22 protein-coding genes are annotated in these 19802 nt (G+C 47.1%); 10 read left to right on the top strand and 12 right to left on the bottom strand.

The window, feature by feature from the left end:
* Nucleotides 1-13: 13 nt before the first annotated feature.
* On the top strand, nt 14-1186 hold the full coding sequence (gene moeB / locus AC1S5B_RS01435) for a molybdopterin-synthase adenylyltransferase MoeB (protein ID WP_482033940.1): 1173 nt from the start codon (nt 14-16) through the stop codon (nt 1184-1186).
* Nucleotides 1187-1243: 57 nt separating this feature from the next.
* Nucleotides 1244-1915 carry an ABC transporter ATP-binding protein gene (locus tag AC1S5B_RS01440; protein ID WP_482033941.1) on the top strand — a complete coding sequence of 224 codons (672 nt, stop codon included), beginning with the start codon at nt 1244-1246 and terminating at the stop codon, nt 1913-1915.
* Between the two features lie 24 nt (nt 1916-1939).
* Here the strand turns inward: AC1S5B_RS01440 and AC1S5B_RS01445 are convergent, their stop codons facing one another.
* The 3 genes from AC1S5B_RS01445 to AC1S5B_RS01455 all read right to left on the bottom strand — a co-directional run bounded on the left by AC1S5B_RS01445 (nt 1940) and on the right by AC1S5B_RS01455 (nt 4700).
* Nucleotides 1940-3106: a serine/threonine protein kinase gene (locus AC1S5B_RS01445; protein WP_482033942.1), complete on the bottom strand. Its 1167-nt coding sequence runs from the start codon at nt 3104-3106 to the stop codon at nt 1940-1942.
* A 63-nt stretch (nt 3107-3169) separates the two neighbouring features.
* Complete coding sequence (locus AC1S5B_RS01450; RefSeq protein ID WP_482033943.1) at nt 3170-4465, bottom strand: FAD-dependent oxidoreductase; 1296 nt, start codon at nt 4463-4465, stop codon at nt 3170-3172.
* Between the two features lie 4 nt (nt 4466-4469).
* Complete coding sequence (locus tag AC1S5B_RS01455) at nt 4470-4700, bottom strand: hypothetical protein (protein ID WP_482033944.1); 231 nt, start codon at nt 4698-4700, stop codon at nt 4470-4472.
* 253 nt (nt 4701-4953) lie between these two features.
* Between AC1S5B_RS01455 and AC1S5B_RS01460 the strand changes: the two genes are divergently transcribed.
* The 3 genes from AC1S5B_RS01460 to AC1S5B_RS01470 all read left to right on the top strand — a co-directional run bounded on the left by AC1S5B_RS01460 (nt 4954) and on the right by AC1S5B_RS01470 (nt 6327).
* Nucleotides 4954-5685 carry an HNH endonuclease gene (locus AC1S5B_RS01460; protein ID WP_482033945.1) on the top strand — a complete coding sequence of 244 codons (732 nt, stop codon included), beginning with the start codon at nt 4954-4956 and terminating at the stop codon, nt 5683-5685.
* 259 nt (nt 5686-5944) lie between these two features.
* On the top strand, nt 5945-6118 hold the full coding sequence (locus AC1S5B_RS01465) for a DUF6888 family protein (RefSeq protein ID WP_482033946.1): 174 nt from the start codon (nt 5945-5947) through the stop codon (nt 6116-6118).
* Complete coding sequence (locus AC1S5B_RS01470) at nt 6115-6327, top strand: DUF6887 family protein (RefSeq protein WP_482033947.1); 213 nt, start codon at nt 6115-6117, stop codon at nt 6325-6327. The genes AC1S5B_RS01465 and AC1S5B_RS01470 overlap by 4 nt, the downstream gene beginning before the upstream one ends.
* Before the next feature lie 15 nt (nt 6328-6342).
* On the opposite strand, the gene AC1S5B_RS01475 is transcribed toward AC1S5B_RS01470, so the two are convergent.
* A complete protein-coding gene (locus tag AC1S5B_RS01475; RefSeq protein ID WP_482033948.1) occupies nt 6343-6645 on the bottom strand; it encodes a UPF0175 family protein in 303 nt (100 codons plus the stop codon).
* Between the two features lie 376 nt (nt 6646-7021).
* On the opposite strand from AC1S5B_RS01475, the gene AC1S5B_RS01480 reads away from it, so the two are divergent.
* Complete coding sequence (locus AC1S5B_RS01480; RefSeq protein WP_482033949.1) at nt 7022-7189, top strand: hypothetical protein; 168 nt, start codon at nt 7022-7024, stop codon at nt 7187-7189.
* Nucleotides 7190-7383: 194 nt separating this feature from the next.
* Here AC1S5B_RS01480 and AC1S5B_RS01485 read toward each other — a convergent pair whose 3' ends face one another.
* Genes AC1S5B_RS01485 through thrS form a run of 3 tightly spaced genes read right to left on the bottom strand, consistent with a single transcriptional unit; the run spans nt 7384 to nt 9650 of the window.
* Nucleotides 7384-7581 carry a type II toxin-antitoxin system HicB family antitoxin gene (locus AC1S5B_RS01485; RefSeq protein WP_482033950.1) on the bottom strand — a complete coding sequence of 66 codons (198 nt, stop codon included), beginning with the start codon at nt 7579-7581 and terminating at the stop codon, nt 7384-7386.
* Between the two features lie 13 nt (nt 7582-7594).
* Complete coding sequence (locus AC1S5B_RS01490; protein WP_482033951.1) at nt 7595-7825, bottom strand: type II toxin-antitoxin system HicA family toxin; 231 nt, start codon at nt 7823-7825, stop codon at nt 7595-7597.
* Between the two features lie 13 nt (nt 7826-7838).
* Complete coding sequence (thrS, locus tag AC1S5B_RS01495; RefSeq protein ID WP_482033952.1) at nt 7839-9650, bottom strand: threonine--tRNA ligase; 1812 nt, start codon at nt 9648-9650, stop codon at nt 7839-7841.
* 334 nt (nt 9651-9984) lie between these two features.
* Between thrS and crcB (AC1S5B_RS01500) the strand changes: the two genes are divergently transcribed.
* The 4 genes from crcB (AC1S5B_RS01500) (at nt 9985) to AC1S5B_RS01515 (ending at nt 12270) form a co-directional block, all read left to right on the top strand.
* The gene (gene crcB, locus AC1S5B_RS01500) at nt 9985-10383 is read left to right on the top strand and encodes a fluoride efflux transporter CrcB (RefSeq protein ID WP_482033953.1); all 399 of its coding nucleotides are present in this window, start codon (nt 9985-9987) and stop codon (nt 10381-10383) included.
* Between the two features lie 71 nt (nt 10384-10454).
* Entirely contained in the window at nt 10455-10877 is a 423-nt protein-coding gene (gene crcB, locus AC1S5B_RS01505; protein ID WP_482033954.1) for a fluoride efflux transporter CrcB, read from the top strand.
* A 267-nt stretch (nt 10878-11144) separates the two neighbouring features.
* The gene (locus AC1S5B_RS01510) at nt 11145-11402 is read left to right on the top strand and encodes a DUF6737 family protein (protein WP_482033955.1); all 258 of its coding nucleotides are present in this window, start codon (nt 11145-11147) and stop codon (nt 11400-11402) included.
* Nucleotides 11403-11475: 73 nt separating this feature from the next.
* Entirely contained in the window at nt 11476-12270 is a 795-nt protein-coding gene (locus tag AC1S5B_RS01515) for a hypothetical protein (protein ID WP_482033956.1), read from the top strand.
* Nucleotides 12271-12408: 138 nt separating this feature from the next.
* On the opposite strand, the gene AC1S5B_RS01520 is transcribed toward AC1S5B_RS01515, so the two are convergent.
* The 5 genes from AC1S5B_RS01520 to AC1S5B_RS01540 form a co-directional block, all read right to left on the bottom strand.
* Complete coding sequence (locus AC1S5B_RS01520; RefSeq protein WP_482033957.1) at nt 12409-12621, bottom strand: DUF2839 domain-containing protein; 213 nt, start codon at nt 12619-12621, stop codon at nt 12409-12411.
* Nucleotides 12622-12680: 59 nt separating this feature from the next.
* Entirely contained in the window at nt 12681-14240 is a 1560-nt protein-coding gene (locus AC1S5B_RS01525) for an ATP-dependent DNA helicase (RefSeq protein ID WP_482033958.1), read from the bottom strand.
* Between the two features lie 136 nt (nt 14241-14376).
* A complete protein-coding gene (locus AC1S5B_RS01530) occupies nt 14377-15984 on the bottom strand; it encodes a pentapeptide repeat-containing protein (protein WP_482033959.1) in 1608 nt (535 codons plus the stop codon).
* A 301-nt stretch (nt 15985-16285) separates the two neighbouring features.
* Nucleotides 16286-18736 carry a hypothetical protein gene (locus AC1S5B_RS01535; protein ID WP_482033960.1) on the bottom strand — a complete coding sequence of 817 codons (2451 nt, stop codon included), beginning with the start codon at nt 18734-18736 and terminating at the stop codon, nt 16286-16288.
* A 149-nt stretch (nt 18737-18885) separates the two neighbouring features.
* The gene (locus AC1S5B_RS01540; protein ID WP_482033961.1) at nt 18886-19788 is read right to left on the bottom strand and encodes a carbohydrate ABC transporter permease; all 903 of its coding nucleotides are present in this window, start codon (nt 19786-19788) and stop codon (nt 18886-18888) included.
* Nucleotides 19789-19802 lie beyond the last annotated feature (14 nt).

The raw sequence follows: 19802 nt of genomic DNA on the forward strand, positions 1-19802 counted from the left end.
TCTTATCACCGCTATGCTAAATCCAAATCTGGACGACATCCAGTTAGACAAAGAAGAATATGAGCGCTATTCGCGCCACCTGATTTTGCCCGAAGTGGGTCTAGAAGGACAAAAACGCCTCAAAGCCGCCAGCGTTTTGTGCATTGGTAGCGGCGGCTTAGGGTCACCCCTCCTGCTCTATCTCGCTGCCGCTGGCGTTGGGCGCATTGGGCTGGTAGATTTTGATGTGGTCGATCGCTCCAATCTGCAACGTCAAGTGATCCACGGGACTTCCTGGGTCGGCAAGCCTAAGATTCAGTCTGCCAAAGATCGGATTTTAGAAATTAACCCCTACTGCCAGATTGATTTGTATGAAACGCGCCTGAGTTCCGAAAACGCTCTGCAAATCATGGAACCCTACGACATCGTAGTGGATGGCACCGATAACTTTCCGACTCGCTATTTGGTGAATGATGCCTGTGTGCTGCTGGACAAACCCAATGTTTACGGCTCTATCTACCGATTTGAAGGACAGGCAACCGTCTTCAACTACGAAGGTGGACCCAACTACCGCGACTTGTATCCCGAACCACCCCCACCTGGATTGGTGCCCTCCTGTGCCGAAGGTGGCGTATTGGGCATTTTGCCGGGGATCATTGGCGTGATTCAAGCCACAGAAACGGTCAAGATCATTTTGGGTAAGGGCACCACCTTGAACGGTCGCCTGTTGCTCTATAACGCGCTGGATATGACATTCCGTGAGTTGAAACTGCGCCCCAATCCCGTCCGCCCCGTGATCGAAAAGCTGATTGACTATGAAATGTTCTGTGGCATTCCGCAAGCAAAAGCAGCGGAAGCAGAACAACAGTCCGCGCTCAAAGAAATGACTGTCACCGAGTTAAAACAACTGTTTGATAGCGGTGCAGATGATTTCGTGTTGATTGATGTTCGCAATCCAAATGAGTATGAAATTGCCCGAATTCCCGGTGCGGTGCTGATTCCGCTGCCCGACATCGAAAACGGCGCTGGTGTGCAGCAAGTCAAAGAGGCGTTGAATGGTCACAAATTGATTGCCCATTGCAAACTGGGTGGGCGATCGGCGAAGGCGTTGGGCATCCTCAAGCAGGCTGGCATCGACGGAATCAATGTCACAGGCGGAATTACGGCTTGGAGCCGAGAAGTCGATCCATCGGTTCCAGAATACTAAAGGGCTGTAGAGACGCGAAATTTCGCGCCTCTACCGTCGCGGCTAGGAGGCGGTGAGATGGCAACGATGATCTGGATGGAAAACATCACGAAAACCTACCGATTGGGTGAGGTGGATGTGCCTGTGCTAAAAGGGATTGACCTGACGATTGAAGAAGGGGAATATGTCTCGATTATGGGGGTTTCTGGGTCGGGCAAATCGACGCTAATGAATATCTTGGGTTGCCTCGATCGCCCAACTCAGGGGCATTATGTGCTGGAAGGCAGAAACCTGACCACACTCAATAATGATGAACTAGCTTACATTCGCAATCGTCGGATTGGCTTTGTTTTTCAGCAGTTCAACTTGTTGGCTCGTGCAACCGCACTAGATAACGTAATGCTGCCGATGGTCTATGCCAATGTCTCCAAGTCGCAGCGCAAACAGCGGGCAGAGGAAGCCCTGAGCCGTGTAGGGTTGGCAGAACGGATGAAAAACCGTCCTAATCAGCTATCGGGAGGGCAACAGCAGCGAGTAGCGATCGCCCGTGCTTTGGTCAATCGTCCCGCGTTGGTGCTGGCGGATGAACCCACAGGAGCCTTAGATACTGAAACTTCTCAAGAAGTAATGCACCTGTTGGCAGACCTCAACTATCAGGGCATTACGATTATCATCGTCACTCACGAACCTGATATTGCGGCTCAAACCCAACGAGTCATTCATGTTAAAGATGGCTTAGTTGTGGATTGAAGTAGAAGAATCGATAAGCTGTGCTCAACGGCTGATCGGCACTTTTAGCCAAGTGGAAAGCTCATAGGTCAGCCAGTCCAGTTCAGGTTTAGTAAAGGATGGCGTACTTTTGAGTTCATATTTTTGGGTGCCTGCCCAAATGATCAAAATAGCCTCTCCATCCGCCGATTGCGAACATGCCAATTGAGTGATGTCTTTGCGGGGTGAAGTTTGCGATCGCCCGGTTTGAATGCCCAATCGTTTCTGGGTTAGGGAGATCTGTTGCTGATCAATTTGCAGTTGAATTTGCCCCATACGAGAGGGTAGGGTGACTTCTAAAAAGGTCGGTTCCTTCTTCAAAGTAATTTTAGTATCAGCAGGTTTTCGGGCTGGGGGAATTTTGGCGGGTGTTGCCTCAATCTGCCGTCCGTGATCCAACGCGTGAAGGGCTTCCTGCGTTGACTTTGCCCGCCGATCTAAATTGGGTTCATAGAGCCAGCCTAGCCAATCGGCAAACTCTGGGCTGATATTGGGCAGTTTCGCATAGTCGATTTTGGTGCCCAGACGCGGCAGGCTGGAGGGGTGAGTGCCAGTGATCAATGCCAACAAAGTCGCCCCTAAACTAAATAAATCGGATGCAGTAACGGCTCTGCCGCTGAACTGTTCGGGTGCCATATAGCCATAGGTGCCCACAACCGTGAAGGCGGTGGTATCGTTCCCAGAGACACGCTTGACGGAACCAAAATCGGTTAGATAAAGCTGGCGATTGGCGAGTAACACGTTGCTCGGTTTCAGATCCCGATGAATGATCGGCGGTTGCCTTCCGTGCAGATAGGTCAAAATCCCCAACAAAGCTTTGGCAATCTGCTTCGTTTCTGGTTCAGTAAACAATCGCCCCTGCTGCAAGCATTGCTCTAGGGATTTGCCTTCCACATAGGTTTGAATCAGCGTCAGCGCTTTGGCGTTGGGTAGCTCGTGTTCAAAGTAGCCCAAATAAGATGGGATCGATGGGTGGGAAAGAGCTTGAAGGATTTCGACCTCGCGCTCAAATAGCTTCAGGTCATCCCATTGCAGTTGCTCATCAATAAATAGCAACTTCAAGACAACCAATTCCTGGGTTTGAAGGTCACGGGCAAGCAGCGTCCAGCGCCCGGTTTGTTTACCGATCTGCCGCTCAACTTGGTAGCGATCGCCCAAAATTTGACCCGCCATGTCTTTCTCTCCAGCGCCTATAGCTTCTTATCTTCGTAGCAAAAGGTAGCAAAAGATTTTATTCTAGTCGAGTTTATGGATACGATCAGCTTCTCGCCAGCCTGAAAGCAGCGCCCCGTGAACGGTTGCGGCATATTGTCGAGAAGTCGCTTCTCCTGCAAAAAACAGGCGATCGCCCACGGGTTCCGCCAGCCTATCGTAATCTTCATCGGTGGCGTGAGTTGCCAAAAACGAGTAGGCACCGTGAGCAAACGGATCTGCGCCCCAACGCGTAATGGCGTAATGGGTGGGGTCGGGGACTTTTGCACCGTAGATTGTTCGCAGGGTTTGCATCGCGGCGGCTACGATTTTCTCATCCGACCAGTCTTCCAAAGTTTGGGCATAGCTACCGGCATTAAACCCAACCAGAATCGGCTTTCCAGTAGTGTGATAAAGATTAAAAAATTCGACCCATTCACCCTTTTTCTTCGGAATGTAGCCAATCACTTCTGCCGACTTCTCCCAAAACACCTTGGAAAAGCGCAAAACAACTTTATTCAGCCCCCCCATCCCCAAGCGGTGAATCGCTTTTTGCTTATCGTCCGGCAAGGCTGGAGAGAACGTGACTGAACCTGCCTTCAAGACTCCCAGTGGCACCGTAACGATCGCATAATCGGCTTCAAACGTGGCATCATCACACTGCACCCGCACACCCGTTTTTCTGTACTCCACCGTTTGCACAAGATGCTCTAACCGAATATCTAAATCCTCTGCCACTGCGGTCACAAGCTGATCGTAACCTTTGGAAAACAGGCAATCCTCGCCGTCAAATTCTTCGCCTTCATCCCAGTAATAGCAAGAAAGATCAGCACTGTCGGCGGCATATTCATGTTCGATCAACGAGGCAATCGCATAATCCAACTCGCGCCGATCTTGGGCAGAAAGTTCCCACTTGCTCAACACAATGTCCAATGCAGTTTGCAAAGAAATATCCGCTTCATCTGCCTCCTCCATTTGCTCGACGAGTTCTTCCACCTCATCCAGAACTTCCCAAAATTGATCCTCTAGCTCTACTTGATCGTCATCTTCCAAGACAACGCCCTTGGTGTCGTGCAGCCAAAGGTTTTCATAATCCGTAATCACCGTTTCCAGATCCCATTGCTGCGCCAGATCCATCACCGGGTTGCCATCCATGCCATGCACCCACGTTGCCCCCAGTTCTATGGGAACGCCCCAGCCGCGATCAGTGTGGATTCTGCCGCCAATGCGATCGCGCCCTTCCAATACAATCACGCTATATCCAAAGGACTGAAGCCTGCTAGCCGCCGCCAGCCCCGCAATTCCAGCACCCACCACAATCACACTGCTCGTTTTAGACATACGCTCAACTCAATCCACAGCCACTTGCACCCACGCCTTTAATCCTATTACAAAGACCTGACACAACTACGGCATATGTTGAAGGGCGATCGCGCTTCTCCCCCAACCACGGCTGATCAAGAACTAGATGGTGATCGTTAAGTTTGTGACAGGTTTTTTGTCCATTTACCAACACAATACCCAACGCAGAAAGTTTCCGCCGCTCTCCCGTTTTATGGTGATACGCAAAACTCATCTGTCTATTCGCCTAATTCAGGATGATATACGGAAATTTCCTTACTAAATTAATTTGATTCGCAGAGGCGTTTTTGAGGACAGTCTTTCAAGATTGCCTGTTGGTGGTTAAGCTCAATTTACGATCAAGTTACTATGAAGCAATCTAGAAAAGGTATTTGTAAAGACAAGTCCAAGCTGCGTATGCTTATTAGATAGATTGTTACACTGATTCATAAATTCATCTTCCACATTATTTCACTAACGCAATTGCAATGGCTTTCCCTGCTAATATCGCTGAAAAGGCACTTCTAGATTGTGGTAGATGCTGTAGCATATGTCACAAGTTTTGTGGTTTCAAAATAGAGCTTCATCACATTATTCAGAGATCAGAAAAAGGTGAAGACTCCTATGAGAACTGCATTCCGCTTTGCTTAGATTGTCATGCGGAGGTGAAAGCTTACGATCCCAAGCATCCAAAAGGACGAAAATATACAGAGTCAGAGTTGATAGAACATAGAAATAGATGGTACGAAAAAGTAAGAAATGATTGTTTGTTGCTTTTTCATCCAGAATGTATTGAACTAGATCGAAAGCTTTTTCTTAAGATTAAAGAGATTCTTCCAGTAACAGGAGGATCAATTGCTTTCATTCGCAATCATGATTATGCGGTTCCTTGGTTTTTTGAAGCGCATGATGATTTGAAGAATTATAGATTGTATTGTCAAAATCCTGATTTTGAGTTCATCGACTTAGATTTAGAGATTCATAGATGCCAATTAACAAAATGTATAGAAAAATTCATAGAAACATTGTTTAGAGTCGGTTTTACAACTGATAGATGGACAGAAAAGTATCCAGAAATAGCGGTTTATCCTGACATCAAAAATTCTAAGCACGACATATACAAAAAAGCTATTGATGATATGCATCAGACTACCAACCAAATTTGTTCTGCTTATGACAATCTGATTCGGCTGGGTCGTAAGAAACTAGCAGTTGAGTAGTGATTTCAGACTAACAATCGAGTACATCGGCATGATTGGCGACTATATGCTTGGTTCAAGATTTGTGCCGTTTTAAGAACAATGCCGCCGAAAGAATCGAGGTGTAATTTCAGGCATCACTGAGTTACTATTCACATTTTTATGCCCACCAAAATTCCGCGAGATCATCTACTTTTAACAGGATTTAAAAAGCTTACTTTATGTTTTCCCTTTAGCTGCTACTCTAGGCAGAGCGATTTGGTTGTGAGGAATATAGATTTTGCCAACTGCTGAACAAGGAATTAGGTGTGTTGTATTGTGCCAATCCTTAACTAATACATTTACTCCCATTTTTGTGGTTCGTCTCGACGATCGCACAGGCAATGTGTTTATTTTGGCAGGAGATAACATAGAGATAGAAATCTATCGCAATGGTCTTTGGAGGTTCTTGTGATTCAGCCTGATTTTAATGCAATGACCAAAGTCGAACTAAGAACTTATGTCATTGCTCATCCTGATGATAAGGCAGCGTTTCGTGCCTTTGTAGATCGCTTCACCTCTGATGCATCCTCAGAGACTTTTGATATTCCAAAATCAAATGCTGAGTTTGAGGAAGTTGACATCTTGATTAGGCAAAAGTTAGAACAACTGAAGACGGGCTAACGCTTAGCAGTTGCTTTAAGCGATCGTTACAAGCATCTGTTCTGCGTCAGTGATTATGACTGAGGTTACTTGAAACCGCAATCCCAGCGACTGAAGCGTTTTAATGTCAGATTGAAAATCTTCCACATCGTAGTTAATATACAGTCCCCGTTTTGCCAATTCGTGTTGGAACTCAATGACGGTTAGCCCTGTCCAAGCCCGAAGTTTACCACTGCTGATTTGTTGTTGCTCGTACAGCATGATGGCAATTTCTAATTTCAATTCATCCTCGGTCATCTTAATCGATTGGAGGATGTCATTAGGGATTACAACACTCATCGGTTTTTGGTAGAAGAGATTGGGCTATCTTAGCTTTAAGGATAAGCGATCTCTAAGCAGTAGCGCGATCGCTTTTAGCTAACCCGCCAACCATAGACTACTGCATCAGTTGAGCGATAATTTCAAGCATTGGTTCTGCGGTAAGTAGTTACGACTGAGTTGCTTGAAATCGCGATCGCTCTTTTTGGGTTTCTGTTTCTAATCGAGATCGCCCTACTGCCCGTTCTGTAGCAACTGCACCAGTTTTGAGAGATCAATATCACAACTGCAAGAGTTTAAGATCACTTCAGGAATTAGAGCGATCCTAGATGATGATCACTGTAGGCACTTAAAGCAACATCTCACATCATAGTTCCTACCTAACTAGGAGGTTCCCATGCAACCGAGTTCTGAATTTCCACTCTTTTTTCAAACCGCGATCGCGCTCTTTGGTTTTCTGTTTCTAATTGCGATCGCGTCTTCTATCCCCATTCAAAAAACTCAACCTAGCACTACACTAGGCGCTACCCTACAAGTTGCCAAAAACTTAAAGATTTCTTTCTGAAAACTTGAGTTTTACTCATCTTCAAAATAATCAGAAACTTTTTTATCCTTTTAGAGTTGCTGCTAATAATCCTAGCAACACCTCTAGCGGAGTGAGAGAAGCCTCATTCAGGTCGAATATTATGTAGTTCCTTCCAGTTTCAGAAATCGACAAATGCTGCCCGTGGTGACGATGCCGTAAACCGAGGACGACTTCTAGGCGGCTTCACAAACAGTCGGTTTTGGTAAGGATTCACCCGTCGCTTCATAAGCCATGATCAGCGACTCCAACGCTTCAATACCATTACTGACGGCTAGTTCATAGGTGTTGCCATGCGTTCGCCAGCGTTGCCCTGGAAAGTCGGGAAACCCAACTAAAAAGCAGTCGTCTTCATCAGACCATTGGATTACCATTGAGTACTTCAGTTTAGCCATCGTCTTCCATTGCCTCAACTGCTTCAATTGCTTGTTCTATTTCCTTTTCTTGATAGCGTTTAGCATCTGCGCCGTCTTTACCAGAAACCGTGATTTTTCCAGCATACAAAGGATGAATCCAGTTCGTATGGCTTCCTTTACCAGGAAGTTGGCTAAACCAGCCTAACGTAACATCTGCTTTAACTCTCGGATCTTTTTGGGCATGATGTGAAGTCAAAGGCATCCTTGTAGTTAGGCTAAAAGTTGCCGTGGGATTGGTTGGCAATGTTCAGGCGATCGCAGACTTCCGCGACCGGCAAGGCACCCAGTTCACCAGCGGCGCGGGTGCGGATGCTGAGGGCATTGGCTTCTACTTCTTTTGCGCCGATTACTGCCATGACGGGAATTTTGGCTTTCTCAGCATTGCGGATTAGTTTGCCAAGGCGATCTCCGCTGGTGTCGGCTTCCGCCCGAATCCCCAGCAGTTGCATCTCAGTCGCCACCTGTTTCGCAAAGGGCAATTGCTCCTCGCCCACGGCTAACAGGCGCACCTGAATTGGAGCCAACCATAGGGGAAAATCTCCGGCATACTCTTCAATCAAAATGCCGATCAGCCGTTCTAAAGAGCCAAAGGGCGCACGATGAATCATCACCGGGCGTTTGCGGGTGCCATCTTCTGCCACATACTCTAGTTCAAACCGCTCTGGCAAGTTGTAATCCACCTGCACGGTGCCCAGTTGCCACTCTCGATCTAGCGCATCCTGGAAAATAAAATCTAGCTTGGGACCATAAAACGCGGCTTCGCCAATGCCCTCAAAGTGATCCATGCCCAAAGTTTCCACCGCACGCCGGATTGCCCCTTCCGCTTTTTCCCAGGCATCATCGGAGCCAATATATTTGTCAGAGGTCGGATCGCGAAAACTGAGACGGGCGCGGAAATTTTTAAGCTGCAAACTTTTGAAAACTTCCAGGATCAAATCTACAACACTGAGAAATTCCGAGTCCAATTGTTCAGGGGTGACGAAGAGATGCGAGTCATCCACCGTGAAGCCGCGCACACGGGTTAAGCCGCCCAATTCGCCGGATTGCTCATAGCGATAAACCGTGCCAAATTCTGCCAGTCGCATGGGCAATTCGCGGTAAGAGCGCAACTCACTTTTATAAATTTGAATGTGAAACGGACAGTTCATCGGCTTCATCACAAAGCCCTGTTCTTGGGCGCGATCGCCGTCACTATCCGCCATCATCGGGAACATATCTTCGCTGTACTTTTGCCAGTGCCCCGACAGTTTGAACAGGTCTACGCGGGCAATGTGGGGCGTAACGACGGGTAAATAGCCGCGCTTCACCTGTTCTTTTTTCAAAAAGTCTTCCAGGAGCGATCGCAAAATGGTTCCCTTGGGAGTCCACAGGGGCAAACCGGGACCAACGGGATCGGCAAAGATGAACAGCCCCAATTCTTTACCCAGCTTGCGGTGATCCCGGCGCAGAGCTTCTTCCTTGCGGCGTTGATATTCTGCCAGTTGCTCAGGGGTTTCCCAGGCGGTGCCATAGATGCGTTGCAGTTGGGCTTTGGTTTCGTCGCCCCGCCAATAGGCTCCCGCCACACTTTCTAGGGCGATCGCGTCCGGGTTCAACTCTGCGGTGGTTTCCACATGAGGTCCGGCGCACAAATCCCACCATTCTTCGCCCAAGTGATATAGCGTGATTGGGTCTTGCAGCCCTTCTAGAATCTCTAGCTTGTAAGGCTCGTTGACTGCTCGAATGCGGCGATCGGCTTCTTCTCGGCTAACTTCTTCCCGACTAACCGGTAACTTTCGCCGAATGATCTTTGCCATTTCTTTCTTAATGGCTTTCAAATCCTTCTCAGTGAAGGGGTCTGGACTGTCAAAGTCGTAATAGAACCCATTTTCAATAAACGGACCAATCGTCACCTGGGCTTTGGGAAACAGCTTTTGCACCGCCATCGCCATCACATGGGAGGTGGTATGCCGAATCTTTTTAAGCTGCTCGGATTCGCTGGTTTTGGGCAGATGAATTTTTTCAGGTTGAGTTTCTATTGCAGGCATGGGAATCGCTCCAAATTTCTAGACCATTTGCAGAATGACAGGCTAAGTGAATGAGTGGGGCTATAAACCTTGCCCCTAGCTAGTTCGCTCGATGCCATTTGCAATGAGAAAGGAGACAAGCTGGATTTGGAATTCCCAAAAAATCATGGTTTTGCTGATTTCTGCACAGCTATTAAGTCTAACCTAAGTCTGCCAAGGCACACCGCAAATTGACAAGCTGAATTAATCTTTCAGAGATTGCCCCTAGAGAGAAGTGTGAACTTAGATATTCACAGCATTATATTTTTGGTGATCAGTTTCTCGCCACCTATGAATTCAGCTAGGAGCCTCTTCAGTGCTACAGAATGTTACTGTGCTTGGTTTGTTTGCGATCGCGATCGGTGCGATTCCAGGGGCTGTGAGCCGCTATTATTTGACTGAGTTTTGCAAAAGCGCCATCGGTACAAACTTTCCTTATGGCACTTTTATTATCAATGTGACAGGCTGTTTACTCATGGGATTTTTCTTCACCTTATTTAAAGGGATTCCAGGCTTTCCACCTGAGATAGACTTGCTGGTCAGAACGGGTTTCTTGGGTGCTCATACCACCTTCTCAACCTATGGATACGATACATTGGCGCTGTGGCGAAATAACAAGCCAGGAGCCACCCTATTCTATTGGGCTGGTAGTGCAGTGTTAGGAGTAGTGGGGACTGCGGTAGGTCGCTCTTTAGCCATGCTATTTGTGAAATAGTAACCGTTCACACAACCGAAACGAACACTCCAGTTCTGACCAAGTCTGAATCAATTTCAGGAACTCCTTGCATGACGAAAAACACGTCTATTCCCACTATCATCGCGATTAGTGCGGGTGCGATTCCGGGCGCTTTAGGACGCTACCTCATCACTGAATTAGCCAAAGCAATGTTTGGCAAAGATTTTTCTTACTACGGTACGTTTTTTGTTAATGTGACGGGCTGTTTTATCATTGCTCTGTTTTACACCTTGAACGAACACCGGATTAGCAAATTTCCACCTGGCGTTCGGCTGGCGATCGCAACTGGGTTTTGCGGTGTTTACACCACGTTTTCCGCCTATGGATTAGAGACATTCAATCTAATCGATCAAGGGAATACAACCATTGCTTTAATTTATTGGTTCGGGAGTGTGCTCGTTGGCATGATTGGTGTGAAGTTGGGTGTCATGTTAGGAAGGTTGAATTCTGAGTCTAATCAAGCCGATATTTAGCGATATCAACATCTGCTTGGGGTAAGGCAATCCTTCTATAGCATTTTGCAATTTTTGTTGATGTCTTCGCTCACCAGTGGGCAATTGATTTCTCCTGGGATGCACTCACGATCGCCTCTAGATCCAAAAGCTAAAGCTGCGATCGTTCAAGGTATAATTTCTCAACCTCCGCGATCGCACGTTAACGATACCTACAGACACTCAACTTAAGACAAGCAGGCTTAAGACTCTTTATCGCATGACATATCTAATCTAAGTCCTAACATTATGACAACGGCTATACCAACTGTTTGGAGCTATAAGCCATGGTGGTGTCAGCCCTGGTCAATTTTACTGACGGGCTGCTGCCTAATCGTCGGCAGTTGGGGGCTATTCCATCCCATCCATGTTAGTACAGGGATTGTGGCAATCCCTGTACTAACATGGATGGGATTTTTTCTCTTAGTCTATCCCCAGCTAATGAAGCGTGAAGCAATAGTGGAAGATACACTCGTAAAGGATGGTGATGAAGCCGATAGTCGGTGAGTCAAACTGGGAATATTAAGCGAACAGTCTATCCCGTTTGTTTGTCACGTTGTTTCAATGGCGCTTTTTTGCCATGCCTATTCAAACTATTTCGCTTGATGCTTGTCAAAAAGTTCGTCAGCATATTACCAACGCTTTGAGGGTGCCCAATGCGGAAAACCATCCGCGATCGCAGGGGTTAACCGATGATGAACCGCCAGAACCAGATTCTCTGAGCGATTTGGGCGGTCTGTTTAGCCTGGGTGGAATGCCCGAATTAGAAACCTATGCTCCTAACTGTAACGGGCAGTGGTTTGTTAGCGCTGCCGATCCGGGAGCCGCTTTGATGAAACTACCGGGGTTAAAACTAAAACCTACTTTGCGGTTAGTTACCTATTTACTTCGATCTGGAACAGACGGCATGGGAGCCGTTTGGGCAGTACCAGAAAAGTTCAGTACTACGGCTCACTTGCAAGAAGCACTGGTCGGAGGCACAGGTGTTTCCAAAACTCCTCAACCAAACGGATGTTTAGCTGATGTGATGGATGCGCTGGAGGGCGATCGCTCCCCACTGTCCTATGTGATTGCCTCTATATTGCGGCACGAATTCAAGGAAATGGGTGCCCTAGGAAAATCTTGTGATTGGTCGCATCATCGTTTGATCAACGCCTTACCCAGTCAGCGAAATTGGCAATGGCGAGTGCCAACTCCACCCAAAGACCTATCGCCTAAGGTAATGATTTATCCAGATAAGCGAGCTACTACAGAGTTTTTTACCTGTCGGATCACTGCGCCTGTGGCAATCTATCAACATGTGGATCAGTATGCTGCTGATCACTACAAAGCGAATAGCATTAGCCGCGCGATCGCGATCCCCCAAAAAGCCTAACAAAAGGACTCAGGCTGGAAGCGCGTATCCATTCAAAACTCAAAATATCTCCTACCCTTCGAGAAGCCAAAGCTAGGTCAACGCTGAGTGCAATACACACGCTGCGCGAACGCGAACAAAACTGTTAAAGTGCTTCCACTAATCAACCTGCCACCAGCCTAGAGCGGGACCAATGAACCGGACACTCAGCCACCAGGCAACTAGCAGCACAATACCGCCCCACGCTCCGCGGCTACTCCACTTCACAAAGTCACCTGACTGGGCTTTTGTTATCGGCAGCCAGGGAAAAATTCGAGGAGACTGTCCATATTCTTCGCCCAGGCTATCTTTTCGTCGTTTTGCTTCGCCCATGATTTGTTAGCCGTTGATCAACTCTATCTATTTAGTCTAAAACGATTGGTCTCAGACTTTCAGTCTAAAACGGAATAGTCTGACCGAGAAAACAAGCTGGCATCAATATAGTTGATCCGTGCTACGGGGTTCATTGCCGCCAGCACATGGTGTCCATAGCTTCGATGAATCACGCGGCTATCGAGTAGGGCAACAACTCCTTGCCGTTCACGAACGGGGGCGATCGCCCGTTGCAGTTCACTCAAGGCAGTGGGCAGCAAATATAACCGGAACCAATCTTGGCGCAGTTTTTTGTAATAGTTGACTCGTCCCGCCACCAAGGGATCTTCCAGGGAGGGAATGGGTAAGGTGGCGATCGCCAATAGACGCGGCGACGGCAACACCTGCTGATGCTGTCGCCAAAAATCCCATCCCGTCACCAATACGCCATTCTCATCCAGACAGGTGCGTTCGACTTGAACGCGTGAGCCAAACTCCGAGGCTAAAAGCGACCCTACTTGGGCTTTCAACGGCATATCGCCTACTAACAGCACCGTTAGCCCTGGCGTGCCTGAGCTTACCCGGAGCAGGGTATGCATTTCCTGAATTAAGGCAGTCTGAAACTGGGGAGTATTAGGCAGGGGCAGTTTTTCAGGCAAATAAAGCTGAATCAGTTCGTCTTGGCGATCGGGCGAGAACTTGAGACAGGTGACATCCCCCACGCCCAACCGCTGACGGTAGACGGTTGCCTCTGCTTCCAAATCTAGGGCACCCCCCACTAACACAATCGGCTGCCGCTGCCAAATCGGCTCCATGATTGCGGCAATATCTGCCAAGCCACAGTGGAGGGAAAAAGCGCCCTGCTGGCGGGTGAGGGTTGCCCAAGTGAGAGCTTCTTGACGCTGAAGAGCATCCCAAAATGCTTGCCATGGAGTGGGCAAAGCTGGAACACTCGGAGGCTCAGAAATGGCGGAAGTAGCTGGCACCAAAGTTTGAAAAAAGTTTTGAAGCAGAGTTTGTTCGGGTGGCTCAATCAGGTAGCAATCGTAAGGATTAGCAGGACGCTGAAAAATAGCTTTGGTCAACTGCACTCGCGCATCTCGAATCACATTGCACTGTTCAGGGCAAGCCAACATGAGGGCATCCCAATCCCCAGGCTGAAGGTGGTGAGTCAGTTGCGATCGCGCCCAAGTTTCCAAATCATCCACCCCATCAATAATGATGGGAATGCCATCAGGAAAGCGACCTTGGGGATTAAGCCGATCGCTCAGCCATGCTTCGGGAGTCGTCAACAGCAAGCCCTGAAAGCCTCCAGCGGGAACGCGATCGCCCACTTGAATCGACTTCGGAAAGCGAATCCACTGGCGTAGCTGAGGAATTTCCACCATGAGCAACCGCTGCTGAACGGCTTCAGATGCGACCACAACCACGGGCGCTTGCCACATTAAAACGGGCACCAAATAGCTGAGGCGATAGCGCTCGTGATACCCAGAAAATGCACTAGTTTGAATCAGCGCACTTCTGCCCAACCGCAGCGCTCGTGCCACCAATCGCGCCATCGTTAAATGGTGGTGCCAGTGAGGTTCACCCTGCTGCCGCAAAAAGGCGCGTAACTGCTGATGAACTTCTACCTCAATCACAAGCGATCGCTCTTCTGAAATGAATGCCCTTCAATTTTGACATATGCAGTCCTGATCATTGTGAGATTGAACACGACACACCATGGATCGCCCATAGCCATGACATTGCTTCTCAACTGTCTGGAGTGGCAATTACTCAGCTAACTCTATCGCCTAACTCTATCGCCGGCTGGGGCGATCGCTCTATTGCAATTTCCTGAAAACTATGAATAAACTCGATTAACAGCCCAATAGCAGGCAAGCTAGGTTGCTTCTCTTCTAGAGCGATCATGGGTAGGGTATTGCCTACATTGCCTACCGCTTGCTTTGACCGCTTGCCAAAATGAGGATTGTTGTAAATGGCGAGAGAGTGATTTTTTGAAGTAATTAACGTCATTTGAGTCGGCGAATCAAAAAACTTCACTTTAGCCAGCAGGGTTGCTAGTTCAGATCCAAAAGTGAATAGCTCAGTATTGCCTCTAATGCTATTTAGCGTGCGATCGACCCAATGAACCAGGTTAGAGTTTTTGAGTTTACCGCCGCTGTTGGCAGATTGCAGAATATCCAGCACTGCTAGCAAGTTGCTCTGAGCATAAACAGCATCATTAAACGGGCAAATTGCTAAATAGGCGGTCATAAATAACTGAGTATCATCTTGTATTTCAAACGTTAGCGTGGTTCTGCGTCGTCCGAGCCGAATGTTAGGCGGCTCCATAGGCACTTGATAGTGCGTTGCTAACTGGCGATAGGCGATCGCCAAAGCATAGTGAGCGTCTTGGTCAAAAGTCGCATCCACCGTCAGGCTAACCGTTGGCGGTGCCTCATGAAAAAAGGTATTAATACTGACGGCATCTAGCTTATAAATTTTGCTTTGATCGCCGTTGGGGCTAAGGTCTACCCATTCACAAATCATGCCTTCTGTTTTAATGCCAAACCGCAACACCCCATACAATTTAGCGCCGCTGAGGGTCGCGCCACTCAAATCGGCTCCTGCCCAATCCACATCGATTAGACTGGCGCGGGTGAGATCCGCATGAACCAAAATAGTGCCCAAAAGATTGGCATTGCTCAGGTTGACTCCCGTCAGGTTGGCACCACTTAGCCGCGCACCGCTCAGATCTGCCCAGCTTAAATCTGCACCGCTCAGATCTGCCCAGCGTAAATTGGCTCCGCTCAAGTTAACACCCTGAAGGTTTGCCCGACTCAAGGTGGCTTGGCGTAGTTCGGTATGGTTAAGGTCGGCACCGCTCAGATCTGCACTGCTCAAATCGGCACCGTGCAGATTTGCCATTGAGAGATTGGCACCCGTGAAAGTTGCCCATTTCATGTCTGCCCGACTCAAGTTGGCATGGCTCAAGTTGACACTCCTCAACTTGGCATCTTTCAAATCTGCCCCCGATAAATTGGCATAGCTCAGATTTGCCCCACTCAAATCAGCCCGTGCCATTTCGGCTCGAACCAAAGACGCTTGGCGCATTTCCGCGTTACTCAAGTCTGCTAAGGTCAAGTTGGCAACGTTAAGGTTCGCTTCATACAAATTGGCTTTGGTCAAATTTGCGCCGCTCAGTTTTGCCACATTTAGCTTAGCTTTGCTGAGATCCACTTCACTCAAGTTACTGCCACACAAGTTCGCTACGGTGAGATTGGCTCCACTCAGGTTTGCTTTGCTCAGGTTCACTCCACTTAAGTTCGCTTCAGTCAGGTTTACGGCTGAAAAATTGCGTTCTCCTGTGGCGTACTGTTTTAAGATTTCTTCGGCGTTCATCAGGTACTCCTCTGCAATTATCCCTGGCTGTCTTTCCTCAGGATTCCCTAACCCGCTTATTTCACACTCTAAGCATAGATTTATTCGATGGGTTTCAAGCGGATTTGGAGCTAGATCTATCTATAGTGCCTGTGGAGCACAGATTTAGTGTGCTTTTTAGAAAACATTCGCTTTATGAAGTCGCGATCGCACTCTTCATCGAAAGAATAAATTTTAGCAGCATAAAAATAAATCCGTGCCTGCCTTAGGAGGTAACACGCTCAAATCAACCGGAGAAACTAAAAGACTTTTCAAACATCCCCTAATAACTACCTAAAGCTGAAATGAGCCAATAATCATTCAAATAAGAAGTCAGGACTCGCAAAGCCACTGCCAAATCAACTTCTAAATCTCTTTCTTGAATATCAATAATCAGGTTGTAAGTCAGGTCAAAATTTACTCGATCGCTCTGCTCACTAATGAGAAATTGACCATTTCGGCTGTGGTTCAGTTTTGCAATTTCATCTGAGCCGACTTTCCCAGTAATTGCAGATTCACGGGCATCTCTAACTAAAAAAAACTTAGTTCGGGGGTAACTAGTTACTAATTGGTTAAAGTTTTTGATGCGAGCCGTAAAGCCACTTCCACTGGCATTGAGGAAGCCAATCACAATTTCTCCTTGGGAAGTCTTAATATTAAAATGCTCTGGTAATTTACTCTTTCCTAGCCGCAGAGGATAAAACTCTAATGCTCGATAAAGCTTAAAAGCCTCAGCGATCGCAGCTAACTTTCCGATATCATCCGCATCATTAATGATGGTGGGTTTATTATAGGCATCGAGCAAATCATCTTTCTTGTATTCTAGATATTCAAGAATCGAGTCTTCTACAGAAAGCTGCCTTCTTGGAGTTACTACCATCTGAGGTTGATTGCGAAGATCAACGGGTGAGTTATTGACTGCTTGCGCAGCAGTTGAGGGTATTTCTAGACCTTCAATGTTGGAGACAGCTTCTATAGATGGGCTGTTTATAAAAGGTCGAACAAGATTTCCAATCTGAGAAATTACCTGTTCAAGTTGTTCGACTCTAAACTCGATCGAAGGCTTTTCGGTATCGGTAGAGGGTTGATGGTCGATCGGTACTGGAATATTGTGGACTTTGTAGCGAAAGTAAGCACTTGCACGATTAAAAACCGCCCGAATTGAGTTTTGATTAAGAATATTATTAAGTTCTGATGAATTGAAAAGATCGGCTAACTCAAGCCCCACAGATGTTGCTTTAAGGACTAAAAGTTTCTCTAGTTGCTCAGTGCTAGGGCGTTCTAATCTGACGATACATTCAGAAACTCTATCAATCACAGAACCATCGAAAAATGTTTTGAATTGCTCCCAGCGCTCAGGAAATAAATTAAGAATAACCAAACTATTGGGAACATGCGTCAAAATTTCTTTGACAGCAGATCCAAAACTCTCCAAAATGGGTGCGTTATGAGCTAATCCCAAGCTTTCTAGCTGATCAAAAACAATAATTAGAGGTTCATCAAGAGTTGATAGTTTGCCAAATACGCTAATTGCTTCTAGCGCAAACTCTTCTCGGCTAATATCTGACTGCCAATCGTCTAAACCAATGCTTTGGGCTTGCCCCTCTTCAAGCTCGTAAGCAGCTAACCATCGTCTTACCAAGTCTTTTTTATTTAAGTCACTATAGGTACAAAACTTGATAATCCCTTTGAGGATTGTTGTAGAATAACCAGCCGCTGTGTACTTTTGACTCCACCATTCGTTGAGATGACGCTCAATATATTGCCAGTTTTCTCGATTGCGTTGGGTATCTTCTCCTCCTAAACGACTGTAAAGATTTAGACTGTTATTCTCAAGCGCAGCGAGAATCTCCTGTCCCCTTTGAGTGCCAGTCACCATAGGGAGTGAATTAAGAATTTTGACAAAACTATTCGCAATTAGCAGTTCGAGTTGAGTCCGATCGCTGCCGACTACCTTCTCAGCGAAAGATTCCAAAATTCGAGAATAGGTGTGGTGTAGAACATGCTCGGCGTTGTTGGGTTGTCGGATGAACAGTAGGCGATTGGTACGCAATAGTTCCTTAGCCATCCGCATGATCAGGTGAGTCTTGCCCGAACCGGGTTCACCGATGACGATCGCGCCTTTGCTTTGTTGATTAGGGTCAGCTTTAATGTCACCTAGACTAGACTTAAGAAGTTCAAATTCAGTGTGATAAATTGATTGGAAATCAACGTGATCTTGAAAAGGGGTATCAACACGACTACTGCTAAACGGATTGGCGGTGGAATGCGATTGGATTTGTGTCATTGCCTGCTGATTGTCTAGAATTTTTAAGTAGAGTTGATATGTAAACTCTGCATCATACCGAGCAGTGTGAGCCTGATTTGAATTGAAGCGCTTGCCGTTGACTTTGAGATGTAAATATTTGCTTAGGTGGTCTAACGAATAGCTATCTACCTGAAATTGTTGTTTGGCAAGTTCCCAAGTACAGGCAAAAGCAACGTCTATCCAAGGGACTTGCGCTTTGTAAAAGCTATGTTGTAACACTTCTCGATCATGTTTGGCATAGTGGCAGATTACACGCCTCGATTGGATGATTTTGGCGACATCTTGAACAATTTTATTCAGCGGCTTCAGGTTGAGTCGGATGTTATAGTTTTCGAGATGATCAGAAGAAAAAGCTTCATAGATCAGATGTCCTTGACAGTTGAGAATTGCAATCTCCCGAAGTTCTGGACTACCTTCCGTATCCATCACAATAAAATCCAAACTGCTTTGCTCCTATGCCTATTGCGATCGCACTTTTTTACAGCATAAAAATAAAACGAATCAGCCTTCTATAAAAGTGCAGTGGGGTAGTGAATCAAGCGGTAAGCTACGGTGCATTAATAGCTTTTGCAAATCTATTCATTGACCGAAGTCGATCGCTGGATCAGCCAACTGCTCAACAAAATGGCAATTACTAGCAGCAAAAAGGTGACAACGATCAGGGCAGAAGCATAGCCAAAATCTAGGTAGCGCATGGCATTTGCGTAAATGTAGAGCGATACTACTTCCGTAGAGCCGCCGGGACCGCCGCCCGTCATTACTTGCACTAGATCAAAAATGCCAAAGGCTTGGGCAAACCGAAACAGCGCCGCGATCACAATTTGAGGGAGCAAAAGCGGCAGCGTAATTTGCCAAAAGCTTTGCCAGGAAGAAGCCCCATCCAAAGAATGAGCTTCGTAGAGATCGCCTGAAATGGATTGCAACCCTGCCAGCAGCAAAATGCTGACGAAGGGGGTCGTTTTCCAAACATCTGCCACGATCAGCGCTAGGGTTGCGGTGAAGGGTTCTCCTAACCAGTTGATCCCCGACTGCACCAGATTCAGCCGGAGTAAAATATCGTTAGCAATGCCGTACTGATCGTTAAAAATCCACGTCCAGCCCAGTGCAATTAGCGCGGTGGGCAATGCCCAGGGAAGCAGGGCGATCGCCCTTACCGCATTTCTCCCACGAAACGTCTGGTTTAGGATTAGCGCAATGCCAATGCCCAAGATCACTTCCAGCAGCACCGATAACACTGTAAATCGCACCGTAATCCCAAACGTTTGCCAAAAGTGTCCATCCCCAAAAATGCGAGCATAGTTACTGATGCCCACAAAAACAGGTTTCAACTCGGTTCCCAAGTTTTGGGCAAAAAAACCTAACCACAGCGATCGCCCAATTGGATAGGCAAACACCAGCAGTAAAATCGCGAGGGCAGGCAATATCAGGTACAGCCCAGTACGTTGTTCTTGCGATCGCAGAGTTGATTGGTTGGTCATTGGGTTTCAGGTTC

The sequence above is a fragment of the Leptolyngbya sp. CALU 1928 genome, from assembly GCF_056784215.1.

What these genes read in the sequence shown, in the direction of transcription:
- moeB (WP_482033940.1), top strand. Translation starts at nt 14, where the DNA reads ATGCTAAATCCAAATCTGGACGACATCCAGTTAGACAAAGAAGAATAT.
- AC1S5B_RS01440 (WP_482033941.1), top strand. Translation starts at nt 1,244, where the DNA reads ATGGCAACGATGATCTGGATGGAAAACATCACGAAAACCTACCGATTG.
- AC1S5B_RS01445 (WP_482033942.1), bottom strand. Translation starts at nt 3,106, where the DNA reads ATGGCGGGTCAAATTTTGGGCGATCGCTACCAAGTTGAGCGGCAGATC.
- AC1S5B_RS01450 (WP_482033943.1), bottom strand. Translation starts at nt 4,465, where the DNA reads ATGTCTAAAACGAGCAGTGTGATTGTGGTGGGTGCTGGAATTGCGGGG.
- AC1S5B_RS01455 (WP_482033944.1), bottom strand. Translation starts at nt 4,700, where the DNA reads ATGAGTTTTGCGTATCACCATAAAACGGGAGAGCGGCGGAAACTTTCT.
- AC1S5B_RS01460 (WP_482033945.1), top strand. Translation starts at nt 4,954, where the DNA reads ATGGCTTTCCCTGCTAATATCGCTGAAAAGGCACTTCTAGATTGTGGT.
- AC1S5B_RS01475 (WP_482033948.1), bottom strand. Translation starts at nt 6,645, where the DNA reads ATGAGTGTTGTAATCCCTAATGACATCCTCCAATCGATTAAGATGACC.
- AC1S5B_RS01480 (WP_482033949.1), top strand. Translation starts at nt 7,022, where the DNA reads ATGCAACCGAGTTCTGAATTTCCACTCTTTTTTCAAACCGCGATCGCG.
- AC1S5B_RS01485 (WP_482033950.1), bottom strand. Translation starts at nt 7,581, where the DNA reads ATGGTAATCCAATGGTCTGATGAAGACGACTGCTTTTTAGTTGGGTTT.
- AC1S5B_RS01490 (WP_482033951.1), bottom strand. Translation starts at nt 7,825, where the DNA reads ATGCCTTTGACTTCACATCATGCCCAAAAAGATCCGAGAGTTAAAGCA.
- thrS (WP_482033952.1), bottom strand. Translation starts at nt 9,650, where the DNA reads ATGCCTGCAATAGAAACTCAACCTGAAAAAATTCATCTGCCCAAAACC.
- crcB (WP_482033954.1), top strand. Translation starts at nt 10,455, where the DNA reads ATGACGAAAAACACGTCTATTCCCACTATCATCGCGATTAGTGCGGGT.
- AC1S5B_RS01510 (WP_482033955.1), top strand. Translation starts at nt 11,145, where the DNA reads ATGACAACGGCTATACCAACTGTTTGGAGCTATAAGCCATGGTGGTGT.
- AC1S5B_RS01515 (WP_482033956.1), top strand. Translation starts at nt 11,476, where the DNA reads ATGCCTATTCAAACTATTTCGCTTGATGCTTGTCAAAAAGTTCGTCAG.
- AC1S5B_RS01520 (WP_482033957.1), bottom strand. Translation starts at nt 12,621, where the DNA reads ATGGGCGAAGCAAAACGACGAAAAGATAGCCTGGGCGAAGAATATGGA.
- AC1S5B_RS01530 (WP_482033959.1), bottom strand. Translation starts at nt 15,984, where the DNA reads ATGAACGCCGAAGAAATCTTAAAACAGTACGCCACAGGAGAACGCAAT.
- AC1S5B_RS01535 (WP_482033960.1), bottom strand. Translation starts at nt 18,736, where the DNA reads ATGGATACGGAAGGTAGTCCAGAACTTCGGGAGATTGCAATTCTCAAC.
- AC1S5B_RS01540 (WP_482033961.1), bottom strand. Translation starts at nt 19,788, where the DNA reads ATGACCAACCAATCAACTCTGCGATCGCAAGAACAACGTACTGGGCTG.